We start from the raw sequence: 23,067 nt of genomic DNA on the forward strand, positions 1-23,067 counted from the left end.
TCAATATAAACTAAACACTTTTAGACCTGCGAGGTTTTAAAAAACCTTGTAGGTCTCTTAAAGCATAGTTTCATCATACCTACAATGTTTTTAATCCCGATAATTATCGGGGCTCGCAGGATAAATAAAAAAAAGTGGAAACCCCAAAAAACGAAACATTTAGAGATTCTATTGGTACGATTACCGAAGAAGGCAAACGTGCTTGGGTATTTCCTAAAAAACCTAGCGGAAAGTTTTACAAATACCGAAAGCTGGTTAGCTATGGGTTATTAGCATTTTTATTATTATCGCCCTTTATAAAAATTAACGGTAATCAGTTTTTGATGTTCAATATATTAGAACGTCGTTTTAATATATTCGGATTTCCATTTTGGCCACAAGATTTTCATTTGTTTGTTATTTCAATGATAATTGGCGTGGTGTTTATTGCACTGTTTACGGTGTCTTTCGGTCGGATTTTCTGCGGTTGGATTTGTCCACAAACCATTTTTATGGAAATGGTTTTCAGACGCATTGAATATTGGATAGAAGGCGATCGGGGAAAACAGATCCGTTTATCAAAACAAGAATGGAATGCTGAAAAAATAAGAAAGAAAGGATTAAAACTGATTATATTTTTAATCATTTCATTCATTATTGCAAATGTGTTTTTAGCCTATTTAATAGGAAGCGATAAGCTCATTCAATACATAGCCGATGGTCCTTTTAGCCATTTAAGCACACTTATCTCGCTGTCAATATTTACAGCAGTATTTTATTTTGTATTTGCTTGGTTTAGAGAACAAGTTTGTATTATTGCTTGTCCTTACGGAAGATTGCAAGGAGTTTTATTGGACAAAAAATCCATAGTAGTGGCTTACGACCATAAACGTGGCGAAGCAGAAAAAGGCAGGAAAAAATTCAGGAAAAACGAAGACAGAGCAGCCTTAGGCCATGGCGATTGTATTGATTGCTTTCAGTGTGTGAATGTATGCCCAACAGGCATTGATATTAGAAACGGTACACAACTAGAATGTATAAACTGTACCGCTTGTATTGATGAATGCGACCATATTATGGAAAGCATTAATCTTCCAAAAGGGTTGATAAGATATGCCAGTGAAGAAAATATAGAAACGAAAGCACCATTTAAAATCACGAATAGAATGAAAGGCTATATAGCCGTTTTAACCATTTTAGTTGGATTACTTACTGGTATGCTTTTTTTAAGAAACGACATAGAAGCCAATGTTTTAAGACTTCCAGGCCAATTATATGAACATAAAGATAACAATATAATAAGCAATGTGTTTACCTATAAATTGGTAAATAAAACATCCAAAGATATTGAGGATGTGAGTTTTAAATTGATGTCGCATAAAGGCAAATTAAAAGTGGTATCCACACACGACAGTTTTATAGTGCCCAATCAAGGCATTGCTCAAGGCACCTTATTTATAGAGATCAATAATTCGGCTTTAACTGGAGATAGAAATAAAATAAAGATTGGTGTTTACTCGGGTGACAAGCTAATTGAAACAACAACGGCAAATTTTTTAGGGCCTAGGAGTTTTAAATAAGACAGAAGCACGAAGACAGAAGTTGGAAGTGACTTTGGCGGATGGGTGCATTAGGGATTGAACGGTATGTTTGAGCTCCTCGAAGGGAGCGAGTAGTGAAAGCCCGACCCGAGGTACGAAGGGAAATGCCATAAAAAAGAATTATGAGATTCTGAAATGAACTCAGAATGACAAAATATTGAATCATGAAATTTAATTGGGGAACCGGAATTGTACTTGCTTTTATTGGCTTTATCGCCTTTATTTTGTACTTTATCATAACGATGCTTGTGGACGATAACTTTGAACACGAATTAGTTACTGAGGATTATTATGGTGCCGAATTACTATATCAAAATGATATTAATAAACTTGAAAAATCAAAAGAGCTAGAGGAAAATATTAGCTATTTAAGAACTAGTGAAGGCTTAAAAATTGTGTTCCCTGAAACTATAGATTACAAAAAAATTACTGGAAAAGTGTTCCTATATAGACCATCTAACAAACAGTTAGACTTTGAAACTATCATTTCATTGTCTAAATCTAATTTGCTCATACCTGACAATCGTTTGGTAGATGGTCGTTGGAACATTATAGTAGATTGGCAATATAACGGAAATAATTATTTATTTAAAGAATCTATAACATATTAGTATGCTTTTTTCGGCATTTATACTGGGATTGCTTGGAAGTTTCCACTGCGTAGGTATGTGTGGGCCAATAGCGTTTATGCTACCAGTAGACCGAACAAATGGGTTTAAAAAAGTGTCACAAATTGCTATCTATCATTTTGGCAGGTTGTTAGCTTATAGTACTATTGGACTCATTTTTGGACTTATCGGGCAACGCCTTTACATTTTTGGATTTCAGCAACAGCTATCTATTATTATAGGTGTTTTAATGATTCTTGCAGTTATCATTCCTCAAAAAACCTTTAATAAATACAATTTCTCGAAACCTATTTATAGGCTTATTTCCAAAGTTAAATCTGCCTTGGGCAGTGCTATGAAGAAAAAAACATTGGATACCTTTATAACCATTGGTTTTTTAAATGGATTCTTACCTTGTGGCTTAGTATATATGGCATTATTTGCAGCTATTGCTGGAGGAAATGCAATTAACGGTAGCTTATATATGGCTATTTTTGGCATTGGAACTATTCCTTTAATGACGACGGCAATTTATTTTAGTCACTTTTTAAAAGGTTCAGCAAGACATAAAATTCAAAAAGCTATTCCTGTTTTTGTTATTATTATTGGTGCTTTATTTATTCTACGCGGTTTAGGTTTAGGTATTCCTTACCTCTCTCCTGCTCCCGTTTACGACGTGGTCTCTGGCGGGGTGGATTGTCATTAAAAGATACATTTTGGTTTTTTGGGGGTTCCCTTGAGGTTACTTTAGGAATGTTCTCATCACTGCGGACATCTACAATCCCCTCTAGAAGATATTCAAAATACACAAAACCACCTTACTTATAGATGTTTAACTCAAAAACTACACTAACTCATAGTATTTATCAATTATACATCAATAAAAATAATAGCTTTGGTTACTATAATAATAGTATTACTATTATATTTGCGCTTAAATTTACTAATTATGGATTCATTACTTTCAAACTTAAAGATTGCAGTTCCTGAGAAAATCTATGTAAAAGACCCAGAGTCTTCTGATCTTGGTAAGCGTATTGTGGAACATAGTATCATCTTAATTGACGAGATTGGCTTTGACAGCTTTACCTTTAAAAAACTTGGGAAATTAATAGGCTCTAACGAGAGCTCTATTTATCGTTATTTTGAAAGCAAACACAAACTACTTCTGTATTTATCGTCATGGTATTGGGCATGGATTGAGTATCAATTGGTGTTTGAAACACATAGTTTAAATCCATCTGACAAACTTGAAAAGGCTATTGAAATTGTTACTAGAGCCATAAAAAAAGATTCAAAATTCTCCCATATTAATGAGACCATTCTAAATAAAATTATGGTTAATGAAAATTCAAAATCGTTTTTAACTAAAGAGGTTGACCAAGAAAATAAAGAGGGCTATTTTGTAATATACAAGCGCATTGTACATCGTTTACGCGATATGATTATTGGTACAAAACCTGATTACAAATTCCCATCAAGTCTCGCAAGTACTATTATTGAAGGTAGTTTACATCAGCACTTTTTAAAAGACCATTTTAAATCAATTACAGATTGTAACGATGGGGTTTCCCCAACAAATTTTATGAAAAACTTAGTACTTAACACTTTGAAATCCTAACTATGGAAAACAATCAAATGACCCCTTGGCAACGTTTAGTAGGCTTACTTCAGTTGGAAAAAAGGGATATACTACAAATTTTTTACTACGCTATTTTTGCTGGTATTGTCGCCTTATCACTACCATTAGGAATCCAAGCTATCATCAATTTAATTCAAGGTGCGCAAATATCAACATCATGGGTCGTCCTGGTCATTATAGTAACGCTTGGCGTGGCTTTTTCTGGCGCTTTACAACTCATGCAATTAAGAATTATTGAAACCATACAACAACGCATATTTACAAGGTCTTCTTTTGAGTTGGCGTATCGATTTCCAAAAATAAAAATGTCTGAGTTGCGTAATTATTACCCACCAGAATTGGCAAATCGCTTTTTTGACACACTAACAATTCAAAAGAGTTTGTCAAAAATTCTAATTGATGTGCCAACAGCTGTTTTACAAATTTTATTTGCTTTAATACTGCTGTCATTTTACCATCCTTTCTTTATAGTCTTTGGACTTTTACTACTTGTTCTCATATTTGTAGTATTCAAATTCACCGCAAAAAAAGGATTAGAAACCAGTTTAAAAGAATCCAAAAACAAATACAAAGTCGCCCACTGGATTCAAGAAATTGCGCGTTCTGTAATTAGCTTTAAATTGTCTGGAAGCACAAACTTAGGTATAAATAAGAATGATGATTTAGTAAATGATTATTTAAAAGCAAGAGAAAGTCATTTTAAGGTTATCATGCTTCAATTCATTCAAATGATAAGCTTTAAAGTTATTGTTACTGCAAGTTTACTGTTGATTGGAGGCGCTCTTGTTTTAAACCAAGAAATGAATATCGGGCAGTTTGTTGCAGCAGAAATCATTATTCTTTTGGTAATCGCTTCAGTAGAAAAACTAATCTTAGGGTTAGAATCATTTTACGACACTTTGACGTCCTTAGAAAAAATAGGTCAAATTGTTGACAAAGAATTAGAAAATCAAGGTGGAGAGACACCTCAATTCAGTAAAGGTATTAATATTGAATTGGAACATGTTTCATATGAAGTTGACAATAGAGATAAACATATTCTAAATAACATTTCATTAAAAATAAACTCAAAAAGTAGAATTTTAATTAATGGTGAAAGCGGTTCGGGAAAATCTACTTTACTTCGATTAATCGCTGGAGTTATACAACCTACAGGCGGTCATGTGTATATAAATGATATGTCTATTAATAGTTTACACTTAAACTTTTACAGATCGCAATTAGGACTTTCCTTATCGGATGAAAACCCTTTCGAAGGTTCTATTAGAGACAATTTAACCTTTGGAAATGCTAATATTGCAGATGAAAAAATTCATGAAGTTCTTGACATTGTTGGGCTTAAATCTTTTATAAAGGAACAATCAGATGGTCTAAACACGGTGCTTTATCCAGACGGCAGACAAATGTCTTACTCATTATCAAAAAAAATTGTTTTGGCTCGCGCAATTCTAAAAACACCAAAAGTATTAATCCTTGAAGATGCTTTAGATAGGTTTAATAGAGCGGAAACAAAAGCTATTGTAGATTATTTATCCCATCAAGATAGGCCTTGGGCACTCGTTGTAGTTAGTTTTAGTTCTGTTTGGAAAGATAAATGCAACGAAATCATCACCTTAGAAAAAGGTCAAATCAAATCTAAAAACAACTAAGTCATGCTCAATATATCACATAACCAGTTGAACAAAAAAATAGACTTAGCCGAATATAAGTCTGGAAAGAATATCATGAATATTAAGTATTACAAATACTTTAATAGATTTTTGTTAGCAGCGGCTATTATTCTTTTAATAGTAATGTTTTTACCTTGGACTCAGAACATAACAGGTCAAGGCATTGTTACGACTTTAAAACCTAATCAGCGTCCGCAACATATTCAATCTCAAATACCTGGACGCATTGAAGAGTGGTTTGTACAAGAAGGTGATGAAGTAAAAAAAGGCGATACCATTTTAAGGATTTCTGAAGTGAAAAGTGATTATTTTGATGATAGGCTGATGGAAAGAACCAATGACCAAATACAGGCCAAATCATCATCTGTAACAGCTTATGGCGGAAAAGTTGATGCTTTAAATAGACAAATTTCAGCATTACGAAACGAGCAAAAATTGAAGATGGAGCAAACTAAAAACAAATTGATGCAATCGCAGCTTAAAGTAAAAAGTGATAGCATTGATTTGGAAGCCTCTAAAACTAATTTAAAAATTGCAGAAACACAGTTTAATCGTATTCAAACGTTACAAGAAGAAGGTTTAAAAGCCTTAAAAGATGTTGAAGAAAAACGCTTAAAACTTCAAGAAACTCAGGCTAAATTTATTTCGCAAGAAAACAAATATCTCATGAGTCAAAATGATGTAATTAATGCGAGGTTAGAATTATCAAGAACAAATGCTGCTTTTACTGATAAAATTTCAAAAGCGCAAAGCGATATGTTTACCGCACAATCTAGTGGTTTTGACACCCAAGCTCAAGTTACAAAACTTGAAAACGCCTATAGTAATTACAAAAAGCGTAATAGCCTATTGTATGTAACTGCGCCACAAAATGGATTCATAAACAAAGTGCTTACTGGCGGTATTGGTGTAACCTTTAAAGAAGGCTCAGAATTAGTTGGCATAATGCCTTCAAAATACGATTTAGCAGTTGAAACTTTTGTTAAACCAATAGACTTACCCTTACTTCATAAAGGCGAAAAAGTACGTGTTCAATTTGACGGATGGCCTGCCATAGTATTTAGCGGATGGCCAAATGTATCTTATGGAACTTATGGTGCAAAAGTTGTTGCTATTGAACGTTTTATAAGTAGCAACGGCAAATACAGAGTACTACTAGCACCAGATGAAACAGACCACGAATGGCCAGAAGCTATACGAGTAGGTTCTGGGGCAAGAACTATAGCCTTATTAGAAGATGTGCCTATTTGGTTTGAATTGTGGCGTCAAATTAACAGCTTCCCTCCTAACTATTATCAACCTGATGGTATAAAATCTGGATCTAAAAAAGATAAAAAATGAGAGCATTCATATTAAGTATTTTATTATGCTTTAGCAATCTAGTTTCGGCTCAAGATAGTACTTCGGTCATATCGCTATCTGAATATTTAGGCTATGTTAAGTCGTTTCACCCTATTGTTAAGCAAGCCAATTTGATGATTAATGAAAGTGAAGCAAAACTAATGAAAGCTCGTGGCGCTTTTGACCCAAAACTGGAAGTAGATTACGATAGAAAGACATTTAAAAACACGGAATATTACGACAGGCTAAATGCTTCCTTTAAAATCCCAACTTGGTTTGGTGTGGAATTAAAAGGAAATTTTGAAGAAAACACAGGGGATTTTTTAAACCCACAAGCTTTTGTTCCAGAAGATGGTCTATACAGTGCAGGTGTTTCTGTTCCCGTTGCCAGAGGCTTACTTACTAACAGTAGAATGGCAATGTTAAGGCAGTCAAGATTGTATGTAAAACAAGCCCAAGCAGATAGACAATTATTGGTTAACAGTATTTTATTCGATGCCACGATCACCTATTTTAATTGGTTAAAAACCTATAATGAAAAACGGGTTTACGAAGATTTCTTAACGAATGCAGAAATGCGTTTTAATGGCATTAAAAAGAGTTTTGAAGTAGGAGACAAACCCGCCATTGATACTTTAGAAGCTAGAATTGCGCTGAATAACAGAAGACTTAATTTAGAAAAATCAAGAATCAAATTTGTTAAATCGTCATTAGAATTATCCAACTATTTATGGCTGAATGACAACACACCTATTGAAATTAAAAATGGTATGATTCCAGATGTACTGACCTTTAACAGTATTGATTTAACCCTAAACACATCAGGATTGGACATGGAGAGTTTTGATATTGAAAGTCACCCAAAATTGCAATCTTTAGATTATAAGTTTAAAAGTTTAAGTATTGAAAAACGATTAAAGCTAAATAACTTATTGCCTCAAATAGATTTGCAGTACAATTTTTTATCTCAAACTCCAGAAGTGGCGCGTTCATTTAGTACATCGGCTTATAAAAGTGGTGTTAACATTAGTTTTCCTTTGTTTTTAAGAAAAGAACGTGGCGATTTGAAATTAGCAAAAATAAAACTTCAGAACACTAAGTTCGACATTCAAAATACTAGAGTTAGTTTAAAAAACAAGATTGATGCGATTAATCAGGAATTGGACTCATACATCTTACAAAACGATTTTACAGATACGATAGTAAATGATTATTCAAAAATGCTATCTGCGGAAGAACGCAAATTCTTTTTAGGAGAAAGCTCATTGTTTTTAGTAAATTCTCGGGAATCAAAACTAATTGACGCGAAACTAAAAGCTATAGACATTGAGAATAATTTCTTTAAAACTAAAGCCAGCTTGTTTAATGTGTTGGCGCTTTCTGAAGCTCAGGTGAATTAAGATTTGAAGTTGAAATCTAATTAGATATTATTCAGCTAACTTGACTTTGTAAAAAATTTCGGCTATCTTCGTTTAACGTCTGTTGGCATTCATTTGAATGCACTAAATAAGGTGGGTTCAGAAAAACCTTAAGAGTAGGAATAATTTAATATTACAGATAATGAAAAAACTATTATTTATTACAGCAATTGCAATTTTAGTTTCATGCTCAAAAGATGACAAACCAGCTAGAACCATGTATGATATTACATATACGGTAATTGCATCAAATGGAGCAACCATTAACAAGGTAGACTATAGAAATAGTCAAGGGGACCTTATTGAACTAACCAATGTTACTTCACCTTGGATCATAAACCTTAAAGTTAGAGCAGGTCTTGGATTAGAAGCAGCAGCATATGGAGACATTCCTTATCAAGGCTCATTAAGTATTACTGCTGTTTGGTTGCCAGAAGGAGGAGATTCCCAATCAGAAACTGATACACTTGGGAATAATACTCCCGATTCAACTATTAATAATGGAAAAGTGGAAATTTCGGGTAGAACTTTACCAGATTAATATTTTTTCCTTTAACAAAAACGAAATGCCAACAACCGCTATAGCTCATTGCTTCCGTCTTTCATCTCGGAAATCCCTTGCATGTTTACTGTCTTTGGGTTACGGCGGAAAATCCTCGGGGATTTTCATACAACGAAACCATAACCTAACACATTAAACTAACCTCTCCAAAAACAAAAACAACTTTCAATTTAAAAACATAAACTAGCAAACACCTGCGTTAGGCGGGCAGGCAGCAGCCCAAAAATATTGACTTGTAATTAAATTCTAAATAATTAAGAGTTACCTCTCCGCCTAAAGGCACCTCCCTTAAAAAATGGGAGGAATTATTTTGTTATTTTAAATCTTAAACGTCATAACTGGTAATGTGGAATGATTTGCCACATCTTCACCTATGCTGCCTTCAAAGAAATGCGCCAATCCTTTTCTGCCATGTGTGGGGACAATTATTAAATCTGCTCCAATTTTATTTGCGCAGTTTAAAACCCCCTCTTCAACCGTATAATCAGATACGTAATGAACATCTTTCATTTTATCTAAATTACCTTCTGCTTTTGAAAAAAAGTTAACAACACGTTTTTCAATTTCTAAAGAACTCTTAAATTTATCATTGGGCAAATTAACATGCACTAAATAGAGTTTGGTTCCTGTTTTATCGAACATTTTCTTTGCATCCAAATAAGGCTTTATTGCATCCTCTGAGAAATTGCAAGCAAAAGCAACCACATCAAAACTGACATCTTGCACATCATTCTTTACAACTAATACGGGAATTTTTGAATGACGCACCACACGCTCGGTATTAGATCCAACAAAAAATTCCGCAATACCACTTGTGCCTTGAGACCCCATGACTATTAAATCTGCATCGTGCTTAAGCGCGACATCATTAACCTCGCTAAACACTTTAAAATGCTTAATAATTGGTGTTACTTTGATATCATTTAAATAATCCTTTTTTAAAAAATCTTCAAATTTCTGTTGAGCCAGTTGAAGAAAAAACGCTGTTTTCTGATTTTGAAGCCCATCTGATGCAGACAACATAATTTCAGACATCTCTAACATGTGCAACACCAACAACTCAGCATCATACTTTTTAGCAAGTTTTGCGGCTGTTTTTAATGCATATTCAGAGTGTTCAGAAAAATCTATGGGTACGATAATTTTTTTCATGATTTCGTTTTTTTTAAGACCCCGAAACTAGCTCAGGATGTGAATTAAATTGGCATATTGAAGAAAATAACCTTCAACTAAACAGTCATAGAAAACAACTGGGTATCTGGTTGTTTTCTTTGTAGCAGCACATCAAACGCCATACATATATTTCTAACAAATGGTTGTCCTTTTGCTGTAACTTTAATGGCATTAGAACGGACTTCAACTAATCCGTCCTTTTCCATTTCTTTCAATCGAATTAAAGTATCTGGCAACGCATCAAAATAAAGAGAACCCTGCTCCCAAGATGTTTTAAATTTACACATTAAATTTAATATATGTCTTCTGACAACTAAATCTTCTTGATTTAAAATATGCCCTCTGTACACTGGTATAACATTATCGTTTAACAGGTTATAGTAGCTCTCAATATCTTTTACATTTTGAGCAAATCCGTACCAACTATCACTGATGGAAGACACTCCAAGACCTATCATGGCTTGAGTTTTTGAAGCGGTGTAACCCATAAAATTCCTGTGTAGATTGCCTTGTTCCATAGATTGGTAAAGTGAATCTGTAGTGAGCGCAAAATGATCCATACCGATCTCTTCATATCCAACTTCGGCAAGTAATCGTTTTCCTAATTCATACTGATTTCTTTTTAATTCTGCCGATGGCAAATCGGAATCACTGAATCCGCGTTGCCCGTTTCCTTTTATCCAAGGCACGTGTGCGTAACTGTAAAACGCTAATCTATCGGGCAGTAATGCTTTAGTTTTTAAAATAGTTTCTTCTACGTGTTTTAAGGTTTGGAATGGTAAACCAAAAATAATATCGTGGCCTACCGAAGTATATCCTATTTCTCTAGCTAACTCCGTAGCGCGTTTTACATTCTCAAAAGGCTGAATTCTATGAATCGCTTTTTGCACGGTTTCATTATAATCTTGAACTCCGTAGCTTACGCGTCTAAAACCTACATCATACAGGGCTTGCAAGTGCTCACGAGTCGTGTTATTTGGATGTCCTTCAAAACTAAATTCGTAATTTTCAGCACGTTCTGCATGCCTAAAAATTTCATTAATTAGGTGTTTTAAATTTTCTGGACTAAAAAAAGTTGGGGTTCCTCCACCAAGATGCAATTCCTTAATAATAGGTTTTTCATCAAACAATTCTAAATACAAGTTCCATTCTTTTAACACGGCATTTATGTAGGGCGATTCTACATTATGCTGTTTGGTAATACGTTTATTGCATCCACAAAATGTACAGAGGCTTTCGCAAAACGGCAAATGAATATAAAGACTAATGCCTTCTTTTGAATTACTTTCTTTAAAGGATTGCACCAAAGAAGACTTCCATTTTTTTAGAGAAAATGATTCTTGATTCCAATACGGAACCGTTGGATAACTCGTATAACGAGGACCCGCAATATTATATTTATTGACTAATGATTTTAACATACCCAACTATTAAAGCTCAAAAGTATAACTGTTCATTTTCAAAAAACATGATTTATGTCATACTAACTCTTGCAATCCATTTATTAATATCTTAACTTTCGCATAAATAAAATTCAAGAAAAATGAAAAAAATAAGCTTCTTATTATTTGCCTTAGCCATAAGTACAATATCTTGTAAAAATGAAAAAAAAGAGGCTAAAACAGATTCAAATATTAAAATAGCAGCCAAAGAAAATTTTGTTGTAAAACCCGAAGCAACATCTGTAAAATGGACTGCATATAAAACTACTGAAAAAAAAGGAGTTGGTGGTGAATTTACTACTGTAAATTTTGAAACTAAATCTGGAATATCACCACAGGAAGCTTTAAACAATTTGAATTTTTCTATTCCAATTAGTAGTTTATTTACGAATGACGCGACCAATACACGAGATGCAAAAATAAAAAACTCCTTTTTCGGGAGTATGCTAAATACTGAATTTTTAAAAGGCTCTATTAGTTATGTTGATAACAAATGTACTGCCTCTATTACCATGAATGGCGTTACTCATAATTTACCGCTAGATATAAACATAACAGACGAAAGACGGGTTACCATGACTGGCACAATGAATCTTAAAGATTGGGATGCTTTAGATGCATTAGCAGCATTAAACAAAGTATGTTTTGATTTGCATAAAGGTGCCGATGGCGTTAGCAAAACTTGGGAAGATGTTGCTATTGAAGTTAGTACTTTTTTAAGAAAAAACTAATTTTTGTTTAAATTGATATATTTTTAGTGGAGCAGTTACTTGTTTTTCAAATTGTATTCATACAAACATCAATCCTTCTTAAAAACATGAGTGTAAATCCACATTAAAGTAAATGTTGGTATCACATCAAATCCAGGTAGAGCTTCTTCTATAAAGGTTACAACACCTGCAATTTTTCCAGGTTTTCCTTTATAAAGTTTTGTCATTAGCCAACCCGATACTGGTGCCCAAACAATATCGGTAAACTCGCCAATACCAGGAATAAAAAAAGACACATATCCTACAGCATCTAAAGCAATGCCGAGTACTAATTTTATGTATTTATTCATTAAAAGAAGTTTTTTGGTTTCCACTAATTCCGATAGCTATCGGGAGGAAATCTATCCCCTTTATAGAATCAAGAAAAATACCAAATGACACCAAATGAATTTTGAAGTTTATTTAGTATCACTTACCTATTAACTTTAAAAACTCATTTCTAGTTTCAATTTTTTCAAACTGCCCTCTAAATCCAGAAGTTGTCGTAATAGAATTTTGTTTTTGTACGCCTCGCATCATCATACACATGTGAGAGGCTTCAATAACCACAGCTACGCCTTGAGGTTTTAAAGTGTCGTTAATGCAATCTAAAATTTGTTCCGTTAAACGTTCTTGAACTTGAAGTCGTCTTGCAAAAACATCTACAATTCTAGGTAATTTACTCAATCCAACAATTTGACCATCAGGAATATAAGCGATATGTGCTTTACCGAAAAATGGTAAAATATGGTGTTCGCAAAGCGAATAGAGCTCGATATCCTTTACAATAACCATTTCGTTATAAGATTCTTTAAACATGGCTGTCTTAAGAATTTCAACCGGATCTTGGTCATACCCTTGTGTTAAAAACTGCATGGCTTTTGCAGCTCGTTCTGGAGTTTTTACAAGACCTTCTCGTTGGGTATCTTCTCCTAAATCTTTAATAATACTTTCGTATCTGTTTTTAACATCGTCTGTGACTTTCATGTTATACTCCTCAAAACTCTTATATGGCATAGCTTTTTTTTAATAAATATAAAGCTTAAAACGGACTTAACAATAAAAAGCTAAGGCAAAATCATACTTTATGAAAAACCCCACGAATACACTAATTTTTTCTTCATTATGAGTTTACACAAAAAGAATCTACACTAATTTAAAAAAAATCTATAGATTTTTTATTCGAGATAATTATTTTTAGCCCTATTCTCAGTTTAATTCGTGCATTCGTGGCAAAAATGACTTTCAAATAAACGTATGAGTTTGCCCTGAATAAAAAGCAATCTTAATTGTACATAACAGGTTAAAGTAGTAATTTCACGACTATTATTTTTTTATAGATGATTCAAGCAAAAAACATTCATAAATATTACGGCGATTTACAGGTTTTAAAGGGCGTAGACATTCATATTAAAAAAGGTGAAATCGTATCCATAGTTGGGGCTTCTGGTGCTGGAAAAACTACCTTATTGCAAATATTAGGAACCTTAGACAAAGCATCTTCGAATGAAGATTATGAGTTAAACATAAACGACACTAAAATCAATTCGCTTAATGATAAGGCTTTAGCCAAATTCAGGAATGAACATATTGGTTTTATATTTCAGTTTCATCAATTACTACCTGAATTTACAGCTTTAGAAAACATATGCTTACCAGCTTTTATAAAAGGCACAAAAAAGACTGAAGCCGAAAAACGCGCTAAGGAACTGCTGGATTTCTTAGGGTTATCGCATCGTTACGACCATAAACCGAATGAACTTTCTGGTGGCGAACAACAACGTGTTGCTGTTGCACGTGCTTTAATTAATAATCCTGATTTAATTTTTGCCGATGAACCTTCTGGTAATTTAGACAGTGAATCTGCTGAAAATTTGCACAACCTGTTTTTCAAACTTCGTGATCAATTTGGACAAACTTTTGTAATTGTAACTCACAATCAGGAATTGGCTGATATGGCAGATAGAAAATTAACTATGGTTGATGGTAAAATTACAAACTAATCTTTTTTCCTCCTCTGTATAAAGCAAAAAGCCCAAGAATCGGGCCAAAACTTAGTAAAATCAAAAGGTTCTTAGGGTTAACAATATCCAATAAAACATTTATAAGTTGAATACTAATAATGGTAATTGCAAAACCTATTGAATTTACAATAGTAAGTGCTGTACCTCTATTTTCCGAAACTACATTTTGTGCCACAAGAGATGAAAGCAAAGGCGAATCCGCTATAACAACCATACCCCAAAAGACAAGAAAACCTATAAAAAGCACTTCAGAATTTGTTACAAAGAATAGTGGTGATACCAAACAGCATGCACACGATAATGCTAAGGCTATAGTTGCTATTCGTTTAGCTCCATATATTTGAGATAAATACCCTGAAACTACACAAGAAAAACTTCCAGAACTTATAATTATAAAGCTTAATACAGGTATATTATAATTTACATTAACGTGTGTTTTTGCATAAGTTGCCAATACTATAGGGACAAACGCCCAAAACGCATATAACTCCCACATATGGCCAAAATAACCAAAAGCCGCCTGCCTAAAACCACGTTGCTTAAAAACTTTATAAAGTATTGAAAAATCCAATTTTGAAGCAAGTTTTCTGTAAGGACCATTTGGTACAAAAACCAACATAAGAGCACCTCCTAAAATAGCACAAGCTGAAGTCATACCAATAACTATTTTCCAGGGGAATACCGTGCCAAAACCTTTTAATAAATGAGGAAACCCTGTCCCTAACACTAATGCCCCTACTAGAAACCCAAGTGACTTCCCTAAGCCAGATTCATAATAATCGGAAGCGATTTTCATACCTACAGGATAGATACCTGCCAAGAAAAAACCCGTTAAAAACCTAATTAATATTAAGCTGGAAATACAATGAACCCCAATAGCCATTATAAGGTTAAAAATTGCAGCGGTTACGGCACTAAAAAAGAACACTTTTGATGGAGAAAATCGATCGGTTATCGTTAAAAGAGCAAAAATAAATGTTCCAAAAATAAATCCAAACTGAACAGCAGATGTTAAATCTCCAAGAGCAGATGTACTTAAATTAAAATTACTTATTAAATCTTTCATAACTGCATTTCCAGCAAACCATAATGATGTGCAACAAAACTGTGAAAAAACAATAATGGGTAAAATATATTTTTGGTGATTCATTTTAATAAATAATAAACGAATTTAGTATTTTATTAATAATCTTAGCTTCTTATTTTTCCCTATAGTGAGGATTCTAGAAATTACTGAAGTAATGATAAGATTAATATAAGTTCAAGGATTAAGACGTGCTTAAATTCAACTAATTACAATATTTTTGTTAACCATGAAACAAATATCAAAAAGGTTGACTAAAAAAGACCTAAAAGAATTTCTTGACTCTAAAGTTGTACAATACAACAACTTTAAGTTTATTGAAAGCGACCCTATTCAAATCCCGCATCTATTTACTAAGAAAGAAGACATTGAAATTGCTGGTTTTTTAACTGCAACCATTGCTTGGGGAAACCGAAAAAGTATTATTAATAATGCAAAGCGGATGATACTGTTACTTGAAAACGCGCCTTTTGATTTTGTTATGAATCATGAAGAAACCGATCTAGAAAAGCTACTGCCTTTTGTACATCGCACTTTTAATGGCAAAGATTTTATACAGTTTATAAATTCGCTTCAACATATTTACAAAAATCATGGTGGCTTAGAATCCGCATTTTCAAAACATGCTAAAAAAGACTCACTTCAAAAATCTATTTCAAACTTTAAAACCACTTTTTTTGAAATTGAACATTTACCAAGAACTCAAAAACACGTGAGTGATCCATTAAAAAATTCGGCTGCAAAACGGATTAATATGTTTTTACGTTGGATGATCCGAAATGATAAAGCAGGTGTGGATTTTGGTATTTGGAAAAGCCTATCACCTAGTCAACTATCTTGCCCGCTTGATGTCCATTCTGGTAATGTGGCTAGAAAATTAGGGCTATTAACACGTAAACAAAACGACGGCAAAGCTTTATTTGAACTCGATACCAATTTAAGAAAACTAGACAAAAACGACCCTGTGAAATACGATTTTGCATTATTTGGCTTAGGCGTTTTTGAAGGGTTCTGAGTTGCGTTAGGACCGCCTGCCAGCAAGCAGGGAATGAAGCGGCATTCTTTTTTAAAAAAATTGTGATAAATTAAATTTAATAGAACTAAAAATCAACAGATTGCCACGTTCTTCGTCCTCGCAATGACGTTTTAGAAAGATATAGCGCCATAAAAAAAACGATTGATAAACCTATAATTCATCAATCGTTAATCTTAAATCGTAACTTGAAAATAGAATTAGCCTTTTAACCAAGCCTTACGCAATGCTTTTTGAGCATCTGTAGTATCTGCTTTTTCAAAAATACCCTTACCTGTGGTGTAGGTTTTAGTAGTGGCTGTTTTTATAATGATTTCCTCTCCATCTCTTTCAAGTATCACTTCAACATCTTTTCCAGATTTCCAGTGAAACACTTGTTGTAAAACTTGGTTAGCATTTTGTATGGATACATTTGTTCCATCAATGGTTTTAATAACATCATTAGGTTGTGCCCCTTGTTCTGCCCAAAAGCTATTTTCTAAAACAGCTTCTGTAAAAAAGATGGTTCCTTTTTGTCCGTCGCCGCTAACGATAGGAACACCATTCATTAATATATAGTTGGTTTCTATTTCGCCTTCGGCTATTTCTAAACCTACTTTTGCAAAAAAATCATTATAATTTATTGGAATATCCCCTATAACGTGTGTATTGAAAAAGTCTGCTAATGATGGGTAGGTCATCGACACAATTTCGTCTATCAGTTTATCATCTTCAAAGGGTTTGTTTTTTCCGTATTTATTCGAAAGCTCCTTCATTAAAGACAGAATACCTCTGTTACCGTTACTTTCTTCTCGCATTAAAATATCTATACACATCCCTATTAACGCACCTTTTTGGTAAACGTTTAAATACTGGTCTTTGTAAGGTGGTTTTAAAACATTTTCGCTCATTATAGTAAAACTCATGGCATCATTTAAACTCTTTGAGCGCTCTATTTTACTCATAATTTTATTGAAGAACTCGGCTTCTTCAACCAACCCTTGATTTAATTGAAATAAGGATGCGAAATATTCAGTAACACCTTCATACATCCATAAATGCTTTGAGAACGTTGGGTTGTTATAATCGAAGTAATGTATGTCTTCAGAATGTACACTCAATGGTGTAACAATGTGGAAAAACTCATGGGACACGACATCAATCATACTTGATGCTAAAGCGGCTTCGTCCATAGCTTCTTGTAAAACAACAACCGTAGATGTATGATGCTCTAAAGCACCAAAACCTTTTGGAGACTCTTCTTTTCCATCAGATAAATACAGATAAATATCATAGCGCGGTGTTGCATTTATATCGCCCAAAAACTGTTTCTGTGCCTGCATCATTTTAAAAATGGTTTCCTTAAGTGATGCAGCGGTATGTACTTTATTTGGTGAATACACGCTTAAAACAATTTTGATATCGCCAACATGAAACTCTTCAACATCTAAATTTCCGTACATCATAGGATTATCTGTAATATCAAAATATCTTGGAGCAAAATAACTTGCGGTAATGTTTTTACCATCTTCACTCGTTTTCGAACTCATTTTTTGCAGAGCAGATGTACGTACAAAATCAGCTGGAGCGGTAACATCCAATTTGTATTGATTGTTTTTAAGGGAATCAAAATACCCAATAAACCCATGCAAATTCAATACATAGTTATTAGGCTCGATATTTGTGCCCCCTGGCGAAAAAGGTTCGTCTTGTCCAATTCCACCAATAATTTCAATATCGAAAGTATCATTAACTAAATAAGTAATCTTATCAAGCTGTTTTGCATTAGTAATGGTCCACGAATTGATATCTACCTTACTAACTTCCATTTCATTGCCCTTGTAATCAATGGCTTTAAAATCATCAACATACTTTCCAAAATCGCTCACAGAATAGGTACCTGGAATTACTCTTGGCAATCTGTAAGTTACGGTTTTAACAGTAAAACGCCCCGGATTAATGGTTACTGGTGCTCTGTCGTTATTGATATTTGCAAAATCTATTGAAGTTTCAATAGGTAAGCTTGTCGCTAAATCATTTGTGGCATTTTTTGTTGGATTACAACTAGCCAGCAAAACACCAACCATCAATAATGCGGAAAGAATTCTTGTATTCATATAAGTCTTTATTTTATATCTTTTTAAATGACGTCGAAATTACTATTATGTTACATGTTTTGTTCTTAAGGTTTTGTTAAATTCGCAAGATGCAGAAGCCATTGGTAAGTATATTAATTCCTTTTAAAAACACCGCCCAATTTATAGGTGATTGTTTGCAGTCTATACTAAATCAGACCTACACAAATTGGGAGTTGCTTATAGTTGATGACGCTTCAGCAGATAATAGTTATAATATTGTAAAGCAATTTGCCGAAAACGATAACAGAATAAAACTCATAAAAAATTCTGGTAGTGGTATTATTGATGCCTTACAATTGGCTTTTTCAAAAAGTGAAGGTGAATTTATTACAAGAATGGACAGTGATGATTTGATGCGTCCAAACAAGTTAGATGTTTTAGTCGCTAATTTATTAGAATACGGAAATCGGCATGTAGCTATTGGTTTGGTTCATTATTTTTCTGAGGAAGGCATAAAAGCAGGTTATAAAAGTTATGAGGTTTGGTTGAACAACTTAACTAAAACTGGAATTAATTATTCTGAAATTTATAAAGAATGCGTAATACCGTCGCCGTGTTGGATGATTCATCGCGATGATTTAATAGCTTGTGAAGCCTTTAACCCTAAAAGATATCCTGAGGATTACGATTTAGCCTTTAGATTTTACAAACACCAATTTAAATGTATTCCATGCGATACCGTTTTACATGATTGGAGAGATTATAGCCATCGCACCTCTAGAACACATGTACATTATGCAGAAAACCATTTTATAGATTTAAAATTACATTACTTTTTAGAATTAGACCATAATCCGAATAAAACCCTTGTGGTTTGGGGTGCTGGAAATAAAGGAAAAACCATAGCAAAAGCACTTATCAAAAAAGATGTTCATTTTGAATGGATTTGTGATAACCCTAACAAAATCGGTCGAGACATTTATGGAAAAACATTAAAACCTTTTAGCTTTTTAAAAGACCTAAAAAATCCGCAAAGTATTATTACCGTAGCAAATAAAACGGCTCAAAAAGAGATTAAAAACTATTTGGATACGTTAAAAATGAGGTCTATTGACGATTATATTTTCTTTTGTTAATCAAAAAAAGAGTTTCAAGATACTTTATATCGAGGTTTCCCTTGAAATTGTCATTAACATGAAATCGAGAATCCAAATCAGAATAATACAATGAAATCAATATTCTTATTTTTAGCCTCGAATTTCACTAATTTTCACTAATATTTGAAAAATCTTTAGATTTTTATATTCGGATAATAATTTTTGGATAATCACCAGCCTGCCGGCTGGCAGGCTTCACGAATTTTAAATGAGTTAAACTCATTTATTCTTACTAATTTGTGAAATTAGTGGCTTATTATTTGGAATGCATTTGCCCTAGAATCCAAATAAAGAAATCTTTATATATTCATTTGCATTTTCTATATTTGTTCAATCTAAAAAAGATATGCAGTTTAAACACCCAGAACTTCTTTACGCATTATTTTTACTGCTCATTCCCATTATTGTTCACTTATTTCAATTACGGAAATTTCAAAAAGTTGATTTTACCAATGTTGCTTTTTTAAAAGAAGCAACCATGCAAACCCGTAAAAGTTCGGTCATAAAAAAGTGGTTAATTCTATGCACTAGATTATTACTTTTAACCTCCCTTGTTTTAGCTTTTGCACAACCGTTTACTTCAAAATCAAATACGTTTAAAGCAAAAAAAGAAACGGTAATTTATGTAGACAATTCGTTTAGCATGCAGGCTAAAGGGAATCAAGGTGAACTTTTAAAACGTGCCGTACAAGATGTTATTAATAATGTGCCTGAAGGTGAGAACATATCAGTATTCACTAACAATACCATTTATAAAAACACGAGCATTAAAGCCATTAAAAATGATTTGTTACAGCTCGAATATTCCTCAAACAAATTAACTACAGAGGCTGCTTTTTTAAAAAGCAAAACGGTTTTTAAGAATGAAAAAGGAAGCTTAAAAAATTTAGTTTTTATTTCTGATTTTCAGCAAGATGAATCCGATTTTAATCCCAAAACAGATTCGTTAACCAGCTTACATTTTGTAAAACTAAACCCGGTAAACACAAATAACATTTCCATTGACAGCGCATTTATTTCTGAAACTACTGCAACATCAATCGCGCTAAAAGTACGCTTAAGAAATAGTGGTGTTGCTGTTGAAAACTTACCAGTTTCACTTTATAATGATGACAATCTTATTGCTAAAACATCTGTAGTCATTGATAAAGATGCTGAAACTACTTTTTCGCTTCCTGCAAACCAAATTATAAAGGGAAAAATCACCATAGACGATTCAAATTTACAGTTTGACAATAGCTTATACTTTAACATAAATAATGCATCAAAAACCAACGTTTTAGCCATTAATGCGACAGACGATTCATTTTTAAAACGTATTTACACGAACAAGGAATTCAATTATACTTCAGCACAAAACAGTCAATTAAATTATAGTAGCATTGAGAAACAGCACCTTATTATTTTAAATGAATTAAAAACGATTCCCATTGCATTAACATCTGCTTTAAATCAATTTACCAGTCAAGGTGGTTCGTTAATTATTATCCCTTCAGAAGACATCAATAAAGCATCCTATAATCAGTTATTAGCAAATTACAGTACTAATTTCAGTGATTTAGTGGCATCTGAAAAACGTATTACCACTATAAATTATTCACATCCTATTTATAGTAATGGGGTTTTTGAAAAGCAGGTTAAAAATTTTCAATATCCAAAAGTCAATACTTTTTATGGCATCACTTCCAATATGATGTCATCCGTTTTACAATTTGAAGATGGCAAACTATTCTTGGGACAAAGCAAAAATGCTTTTGTTTTTACTTCGGCCTTAAATACTGAAAATTCTAGTTTTAAAAATTCTCCGTTAATTGTACCCACTTTTTATAATATCGCAAAACAAAGTTTTAAAATCCCTGAGCTCTATTACACAATTGGTAAAGAAAACAGTTTTGCTGTAGAAACCCAATTGCAGCAAGATGCTGTTTTATCGCTTGTGAATAATGATATAAACATCATTCCAAAACAACAATATTTTAATAATAAGGTTGTGGTAAGCACTTCTGAAACCCCTTCTATTGCAGCAACATATTCAATTAATATTAAAAATGAAACCGTTAAAAATGTGAGCTACAATTATAGTAGGGATGAAAGTGATTTAACTTACAGAAATCTTTCAAATTCAAACAACATAATCGTTAGCAATTCTATTACCGAAATTTTCGATACCATAAAAAGTGACACAAAAGTTAATGCGCTATGGAAATGGTTTGTTATTTTTGCGTTAGCGTTATTGATTATTGAAATGCTCATATTAAAATTCTTTAAATGAACATACTTATAAAATCTGCCACCATAATAGATTCAAAAAGCGAGTTTCATAATACTACTCAAGATTTATTAATTGAAAATGGTGTGATTGTTAAAATTGCTACCACGATTAAAAACCCCAATAATTATCAAGTCATTAAATTAGATAATCTGCATATTTCGCAAGGTTGGTTTGATAGTAGCGTAAGTTTTGGTGAACCTGGTTTTGAAGAGCGAGAAACCATTAAAAACGGCCTTAAAACAGCTGCTGCTTCAGGTTTTACAACGGTTGCTGTAAATGCAAATACTAACCCTGTAATAGATTCTAATTCAGACATTACTTTTATCAATTCTAGAGCAAGCAATAATGCGGTTACTTTATTACCTATTGGTGCACTAACTGTGGGAAGTAAAGGTGAACATTTGGCGGAACTTTACGATATGAATACGGCAGGTGCGGTAGCCTTTTACGATTACAAGCAACCTATTTCTAATCCTAATTTAATGAAAATTGCCCTGCAATATGCCAGTAATTTTAATGGATTGGTTTGCTCTTTCCCACAAGAAAATAAAATTTCTGGTCATGGGGTTATGAATGAAAACATAACAAGTACAACGCTTGGTTTAAAAGGAATCCCTGCTTTGGCGGAAGAATTACAAGTAGCCCGTGATTTATTTTTATTAGAATACACTGGCGGGAAATTACATATTCCAACTCTATCTACCGCCACTTCTGTAGCACTGGTTAGAGAAGCAAAAAAGAAAAAACTGGATGTAACCTGTAGTGTGGCCATCCATAATCTGTATTTTACTGACGACGTACTTACAGACTTTAACACACGCTATAAAGTACTACCTCCATTACGCACCCAGACTGATGTGGATGCTTTAATTGAAGGCATAAAAGATAGCACCATTGATATGGTAACAACCGACCATAACCCCATAGATGTTGAGAAAAAGAAAATAGAATTTGACTTTGCTGACTATGGCACCATTGGTTTGGAAAGTGCTTTTGGAGCACTTCAATCCATATTTACTATAAAGAAAACAATAGACCTTTTAACCAAAGGAAAATCTAGGTTTGGTTTAGAAAACACCCCCATAAACGTTGGTAGCACCATAAATATCACGCTTTTTAATCCAGACATAAAATATACGTTTTCAAAAAGTGATATCGTTTCAAAGTCCAAAAATGCCATATTTGAAAATGAAACTCTAAAAGGAAAAGTCTATGGCATTATTTCAAACAATAAAATTGCTTTAAACTCTTAATT

The 23,067-nt window shown here is 33.2% G+C and carries 20 protein-coding genes; 14 read left to right on the forward strand and 6 right to left on the reverse strand.

Translation table 11 applies throughout. The features are described from left to right. The first annotated feature begins 134 nt into the window (after window positions 1-134). The 8 genes from ccoG (at window position 135) to ABD935_RS12965 (ending at window position 8,800) form a co-directional block, all read left to right on the forward strand. Window positions 135-1,559: a cytochrome c oxidase accessory protein CcoG gene (gene ccoG, locus ABD935_RS12930; protein WP_345192540.1), complete on the forward strand. Its 1,425-nt coding sequence runs from the start codon at window positions 135-137 to the stop codon at window positions 1,557-1,559. A 185-nt stretch (window positions 1,560-1,744) separates the two neighbouring features. Then, window positions 1,745-2,191: a FixH family protein gene (locus tag ABD935_RS12935; protein ID WP_345192543.1), complete on the forward strand. Its 447-nt coding sequence runs from the start codon at window positions 1,745-1,747 to the stop codon at window positions 2,189-2,191. 1 nt (window position 2,192) lies between these two features. Further along, window positions 2,193-2,894 carry a sulfite exporter TauE/SafE family protein gene (locus tag ABD935_RS12940; RefSeq protein ID WP_345192545.1) on the forward strand — a complete coding sequence of 234 codons (702 nt, stop codon included), beginning with the start codon at window positions 2,193-2,195 and terminating at the stop codon, window positions 2,892-2,894. Window positions 2,895-3,137: 243 nt separating this feature from the next. Beyond that, window positions 3,138-3,809, forward strand: coding sequence for a TetR/AcrR family transcriptional regulator (locus ABD935_RS12945; RefSeq protein ID WP_345192547.1), 672 nt, complete (start codon window positions 3,138-3,140; stop codon window positions 3,807-3,809). 2 nt (window positions 3,810-3,811) lie between these two features. Then, complete coding sequence (locus ABD935_RS12950) at window positions 3,812-5,479, forward strand: peptidase domain-containing ABC transporter (protein ID WP_345192550.1); 1,668 nt, start codon at window positions 3,812-3,814, stop codon at window positions 5,477-5,479. A 3-nt stretch (window positions 5,480-5,482) separates the two neighbouring features. Beyond that, window positions 5,483-6,841, forward strand: coding sequence for an HlyD family secretion protein (locus ABD935_RS12955; protein WP_345192552.1), 1,359 nt, complete (start codon window positions 5,483-5,485; stop codon window positions 6,839-6,841). After that, window positions 6,838-8,241: a TolC family protein gene (locus ABD935_RS12960; RefSeq protein ID WP_345192554.1), complete on the forward strand. Its 1,404-nt coding sequence runs from the start codon at window positions 6,838-6,840 to the stop codon at window positions 8,239-8,241. Before ABD935_RS12955 ends, ABD935_RS12960 begins: the two co-directional genes overlap by 4 nt. Before the next feature lie 160 nt (window positions 8,242-8,401). Further along, window positions 8,402-8,800 (forward strand): hypothetical protein, encoded by a 399-nt coding sequence (locus ABD935_RS12965; protein ID WP_345192555.1) that lies wholly within the window; start codon window positions 8,402-8,404, stop codon window positions 8,798-8,800. Between the two features lie 339 nt (window positions 8,801-9,139). Here the strand turns inward: ABD935_RS12965 and ABD935_RS12970 are convergent, their stop codons facing one another. Together ABD935_RS12970 and hemN are read right to left on the reverse strand one after the other, a co-directional pair. After that, window positions 9,140-9,973: a universal stress protein gene (locus tag ABD935_RS12970; protein ID WP_345192557.1), complete on the reverse strand. Its 834-nt coding sequence runs from the start codon at window positions 9,971-9,973 to the stop codon at window positions 9,140-9,142. 77 nt (window positions 9,974-10,050) lie between these two features. After that, window positions 10,051-11,415 (reverse strand): oxygen-independent coproporphyrinogen III oxidase, encoded by a 1,365-nt coding sequence (gene hemN, locus ABD935_RS12975; protein ID WP_345192559.1) that lies wholly within the window; start codon window positions 11,413-11,415, stop codon window positions 10,051-10,053. A gap of 122 nt (window positions 11,416-11,537) precedes the next feature. On the opposite strand from hemN, the gene ABD935_RS12980 reads away from it, so the two are divergent. Further along, window positions 11,538-12,167 carry a YceI family protein gene (locus ABD935_RS12980; protein ID WP_345192562.1) on the forward strand — a complete coding sequence of 210 codons (630 nt, stop codon included), beginning with the start codon at window positions 11,538-11,540 and terminating at the stop codon, window positions 12,165-12,167. A 68-nt stretch (window positions 12,168-12,235) separates the two neighbouring features. Here ABD935_RS12980 and ABD935_RS12985 read toward each other — a convergent pair whose 3' ends face one another. Both ABD935_RS12985 and folE read right to left on the reverse strand, forming a co-directional pair. After that, the gene (locus tag ABD935_RS12985; RefSeq protein ID WP_345192564.1) at window positions 12,236-12,496 is read right to left on the reverse strand and encodes a hypothetical protein; all 261 of its coding nucleotides are present in this window, start codon (window positions 12,494-12,496) and stop codon (window positions 12,236-12,238) included. A 118-nt stretch (window positions 12,497-12,614) separates the two neighbouring features. Next, a complete protein-coding gene (folE, locus tag ABD935_RS12990) occupies window positions 12,615-13,202 on the reverse strand; it encodes a GTP cyclohydrolase I FolE (RefSeq protein ID WP_345192566.1) in 588 nt (195 codons plus the stop codon). A 323-nt stretch (window positions 13,203-13,525) separates the two neighbouring features. On the opposite strand from folE, the gene ABD935_RS12995 reads away from it, so the two are divergent. Beyond that, complete coding sequence (locus ABD935_RS12995; RefSeq protein ID WP_345192568.1) at window positions 13,526-14,188, forward strand: ABC transporter ATP-binding protein; 663 nt, start codon at window positions 13,526-13,528, stop codon at window positions 14,186-14,188. Here ABD935_RS12995 and ABD935_RS13000 read toward each other — a convergent pair. Next, window positions 14,178-15,359, reverse strand: a complete 1,182-nt coding sequence (locus tag ABD935_RS13000) for an MFS transporter (protein ID WP_345192570.1) — start codon at window positions 15,357-15,359, stop codon at window positions 14,178-14,180. The genes ABD935_RS12995 and ABD935_RS13000 overlap by 11 nt on opposite strands. A 184-nt stretch (window positions 15,360-15,543) precedes the next feature. Between ABD935_RS13000 and ABD935_RS13005 the strand changes: the two genes are divergently transcribed. Beyond that, window positions 15,544-16,308, forward strand: a complete 765-nt coding sequence (locus ABD935_RS13005; RefSeq protein ID WP_345192736.1) for a TIGR02757 family protein — start codon at window positions 15,544-15,546, stop codon at window positions 16,306-16,308. Window positions 16,309-16,526: 218 nt separating this feature from the next. Here ABD935_RS13005 and ABD935_RS13010 read toward each other — a convergent pair whose 3' ends face one another. Then, window positions 16,527-18,422, reverse strand: coding sequence for a M61 family metallopeptidase (locus ABD935_RS13010; RefSeq protein ID WP_345192572.1), 1,896 nt, complete (start codon window positions 18,420-18,422; stop codon window positions 16,527-16,529). An 89-nt stretch (window positions 18,423-18,511) separates the two neighbouring features. Between ABD935_RS13010 and ABD935_RS13015 the strand changes: the two genes are divergently transcribed. The 3 genes from ABD935_RS13015 (at window position 18,512) to ABD935_RS13025 (ending at window position 23,065) form a co-directional block, all read left to right on the forward strand. After that, a complete protein-coding gene (locus ABD935_RS13015) occupies window positions 18,512-19,519 on the forward strand; it encodes a glycosyltransferase family 2 protein (protein WP_345192574.1) in 1,008 nt (335 codons plus the stop codon). Between the two features lie 367 nt (window positions 19,520-19,886). Beyond that, window positions 19,887-21,812 carry a BatA domain-containing protein gene (locus tag ABD935_RS13020; protein WP_345192576.1) on the forward strand — a complete coding sequence of 642 codons (1,926 nt, stop codon included), beginning with the start codon at window positions 19,887-19,889 and terminating at the stop codon, window positions 21,810-21,812. After that, on the forward strand, window positions 21,809-23,065 hold the full coding sequence (locus ABD935_RS13025; protein ID WP_345192579.1) for a dihydroorotase: 1,257 nt from the start codon (window positions 21,809-21,811) through the stop codon (window positions 23,063-23,065). The genes ABD935_RS13020 and ABD935_RS13025 overlap by 4 nt, the downstream gene beginning before the upstream one ends. Window positions 23,066-23,067: the final 2 nt, after the last annotated feature.

Origin of the sequence: Algibacter agarivorans (assembly GCF_039543245.1) — a bacterium.
Lineage (GTDB): Bacteria > Bacteroidota > Bacteroidia > Flavobacteriales > Flavobacteriaceae > Algibacter_G > Algibacter_G agarivorans.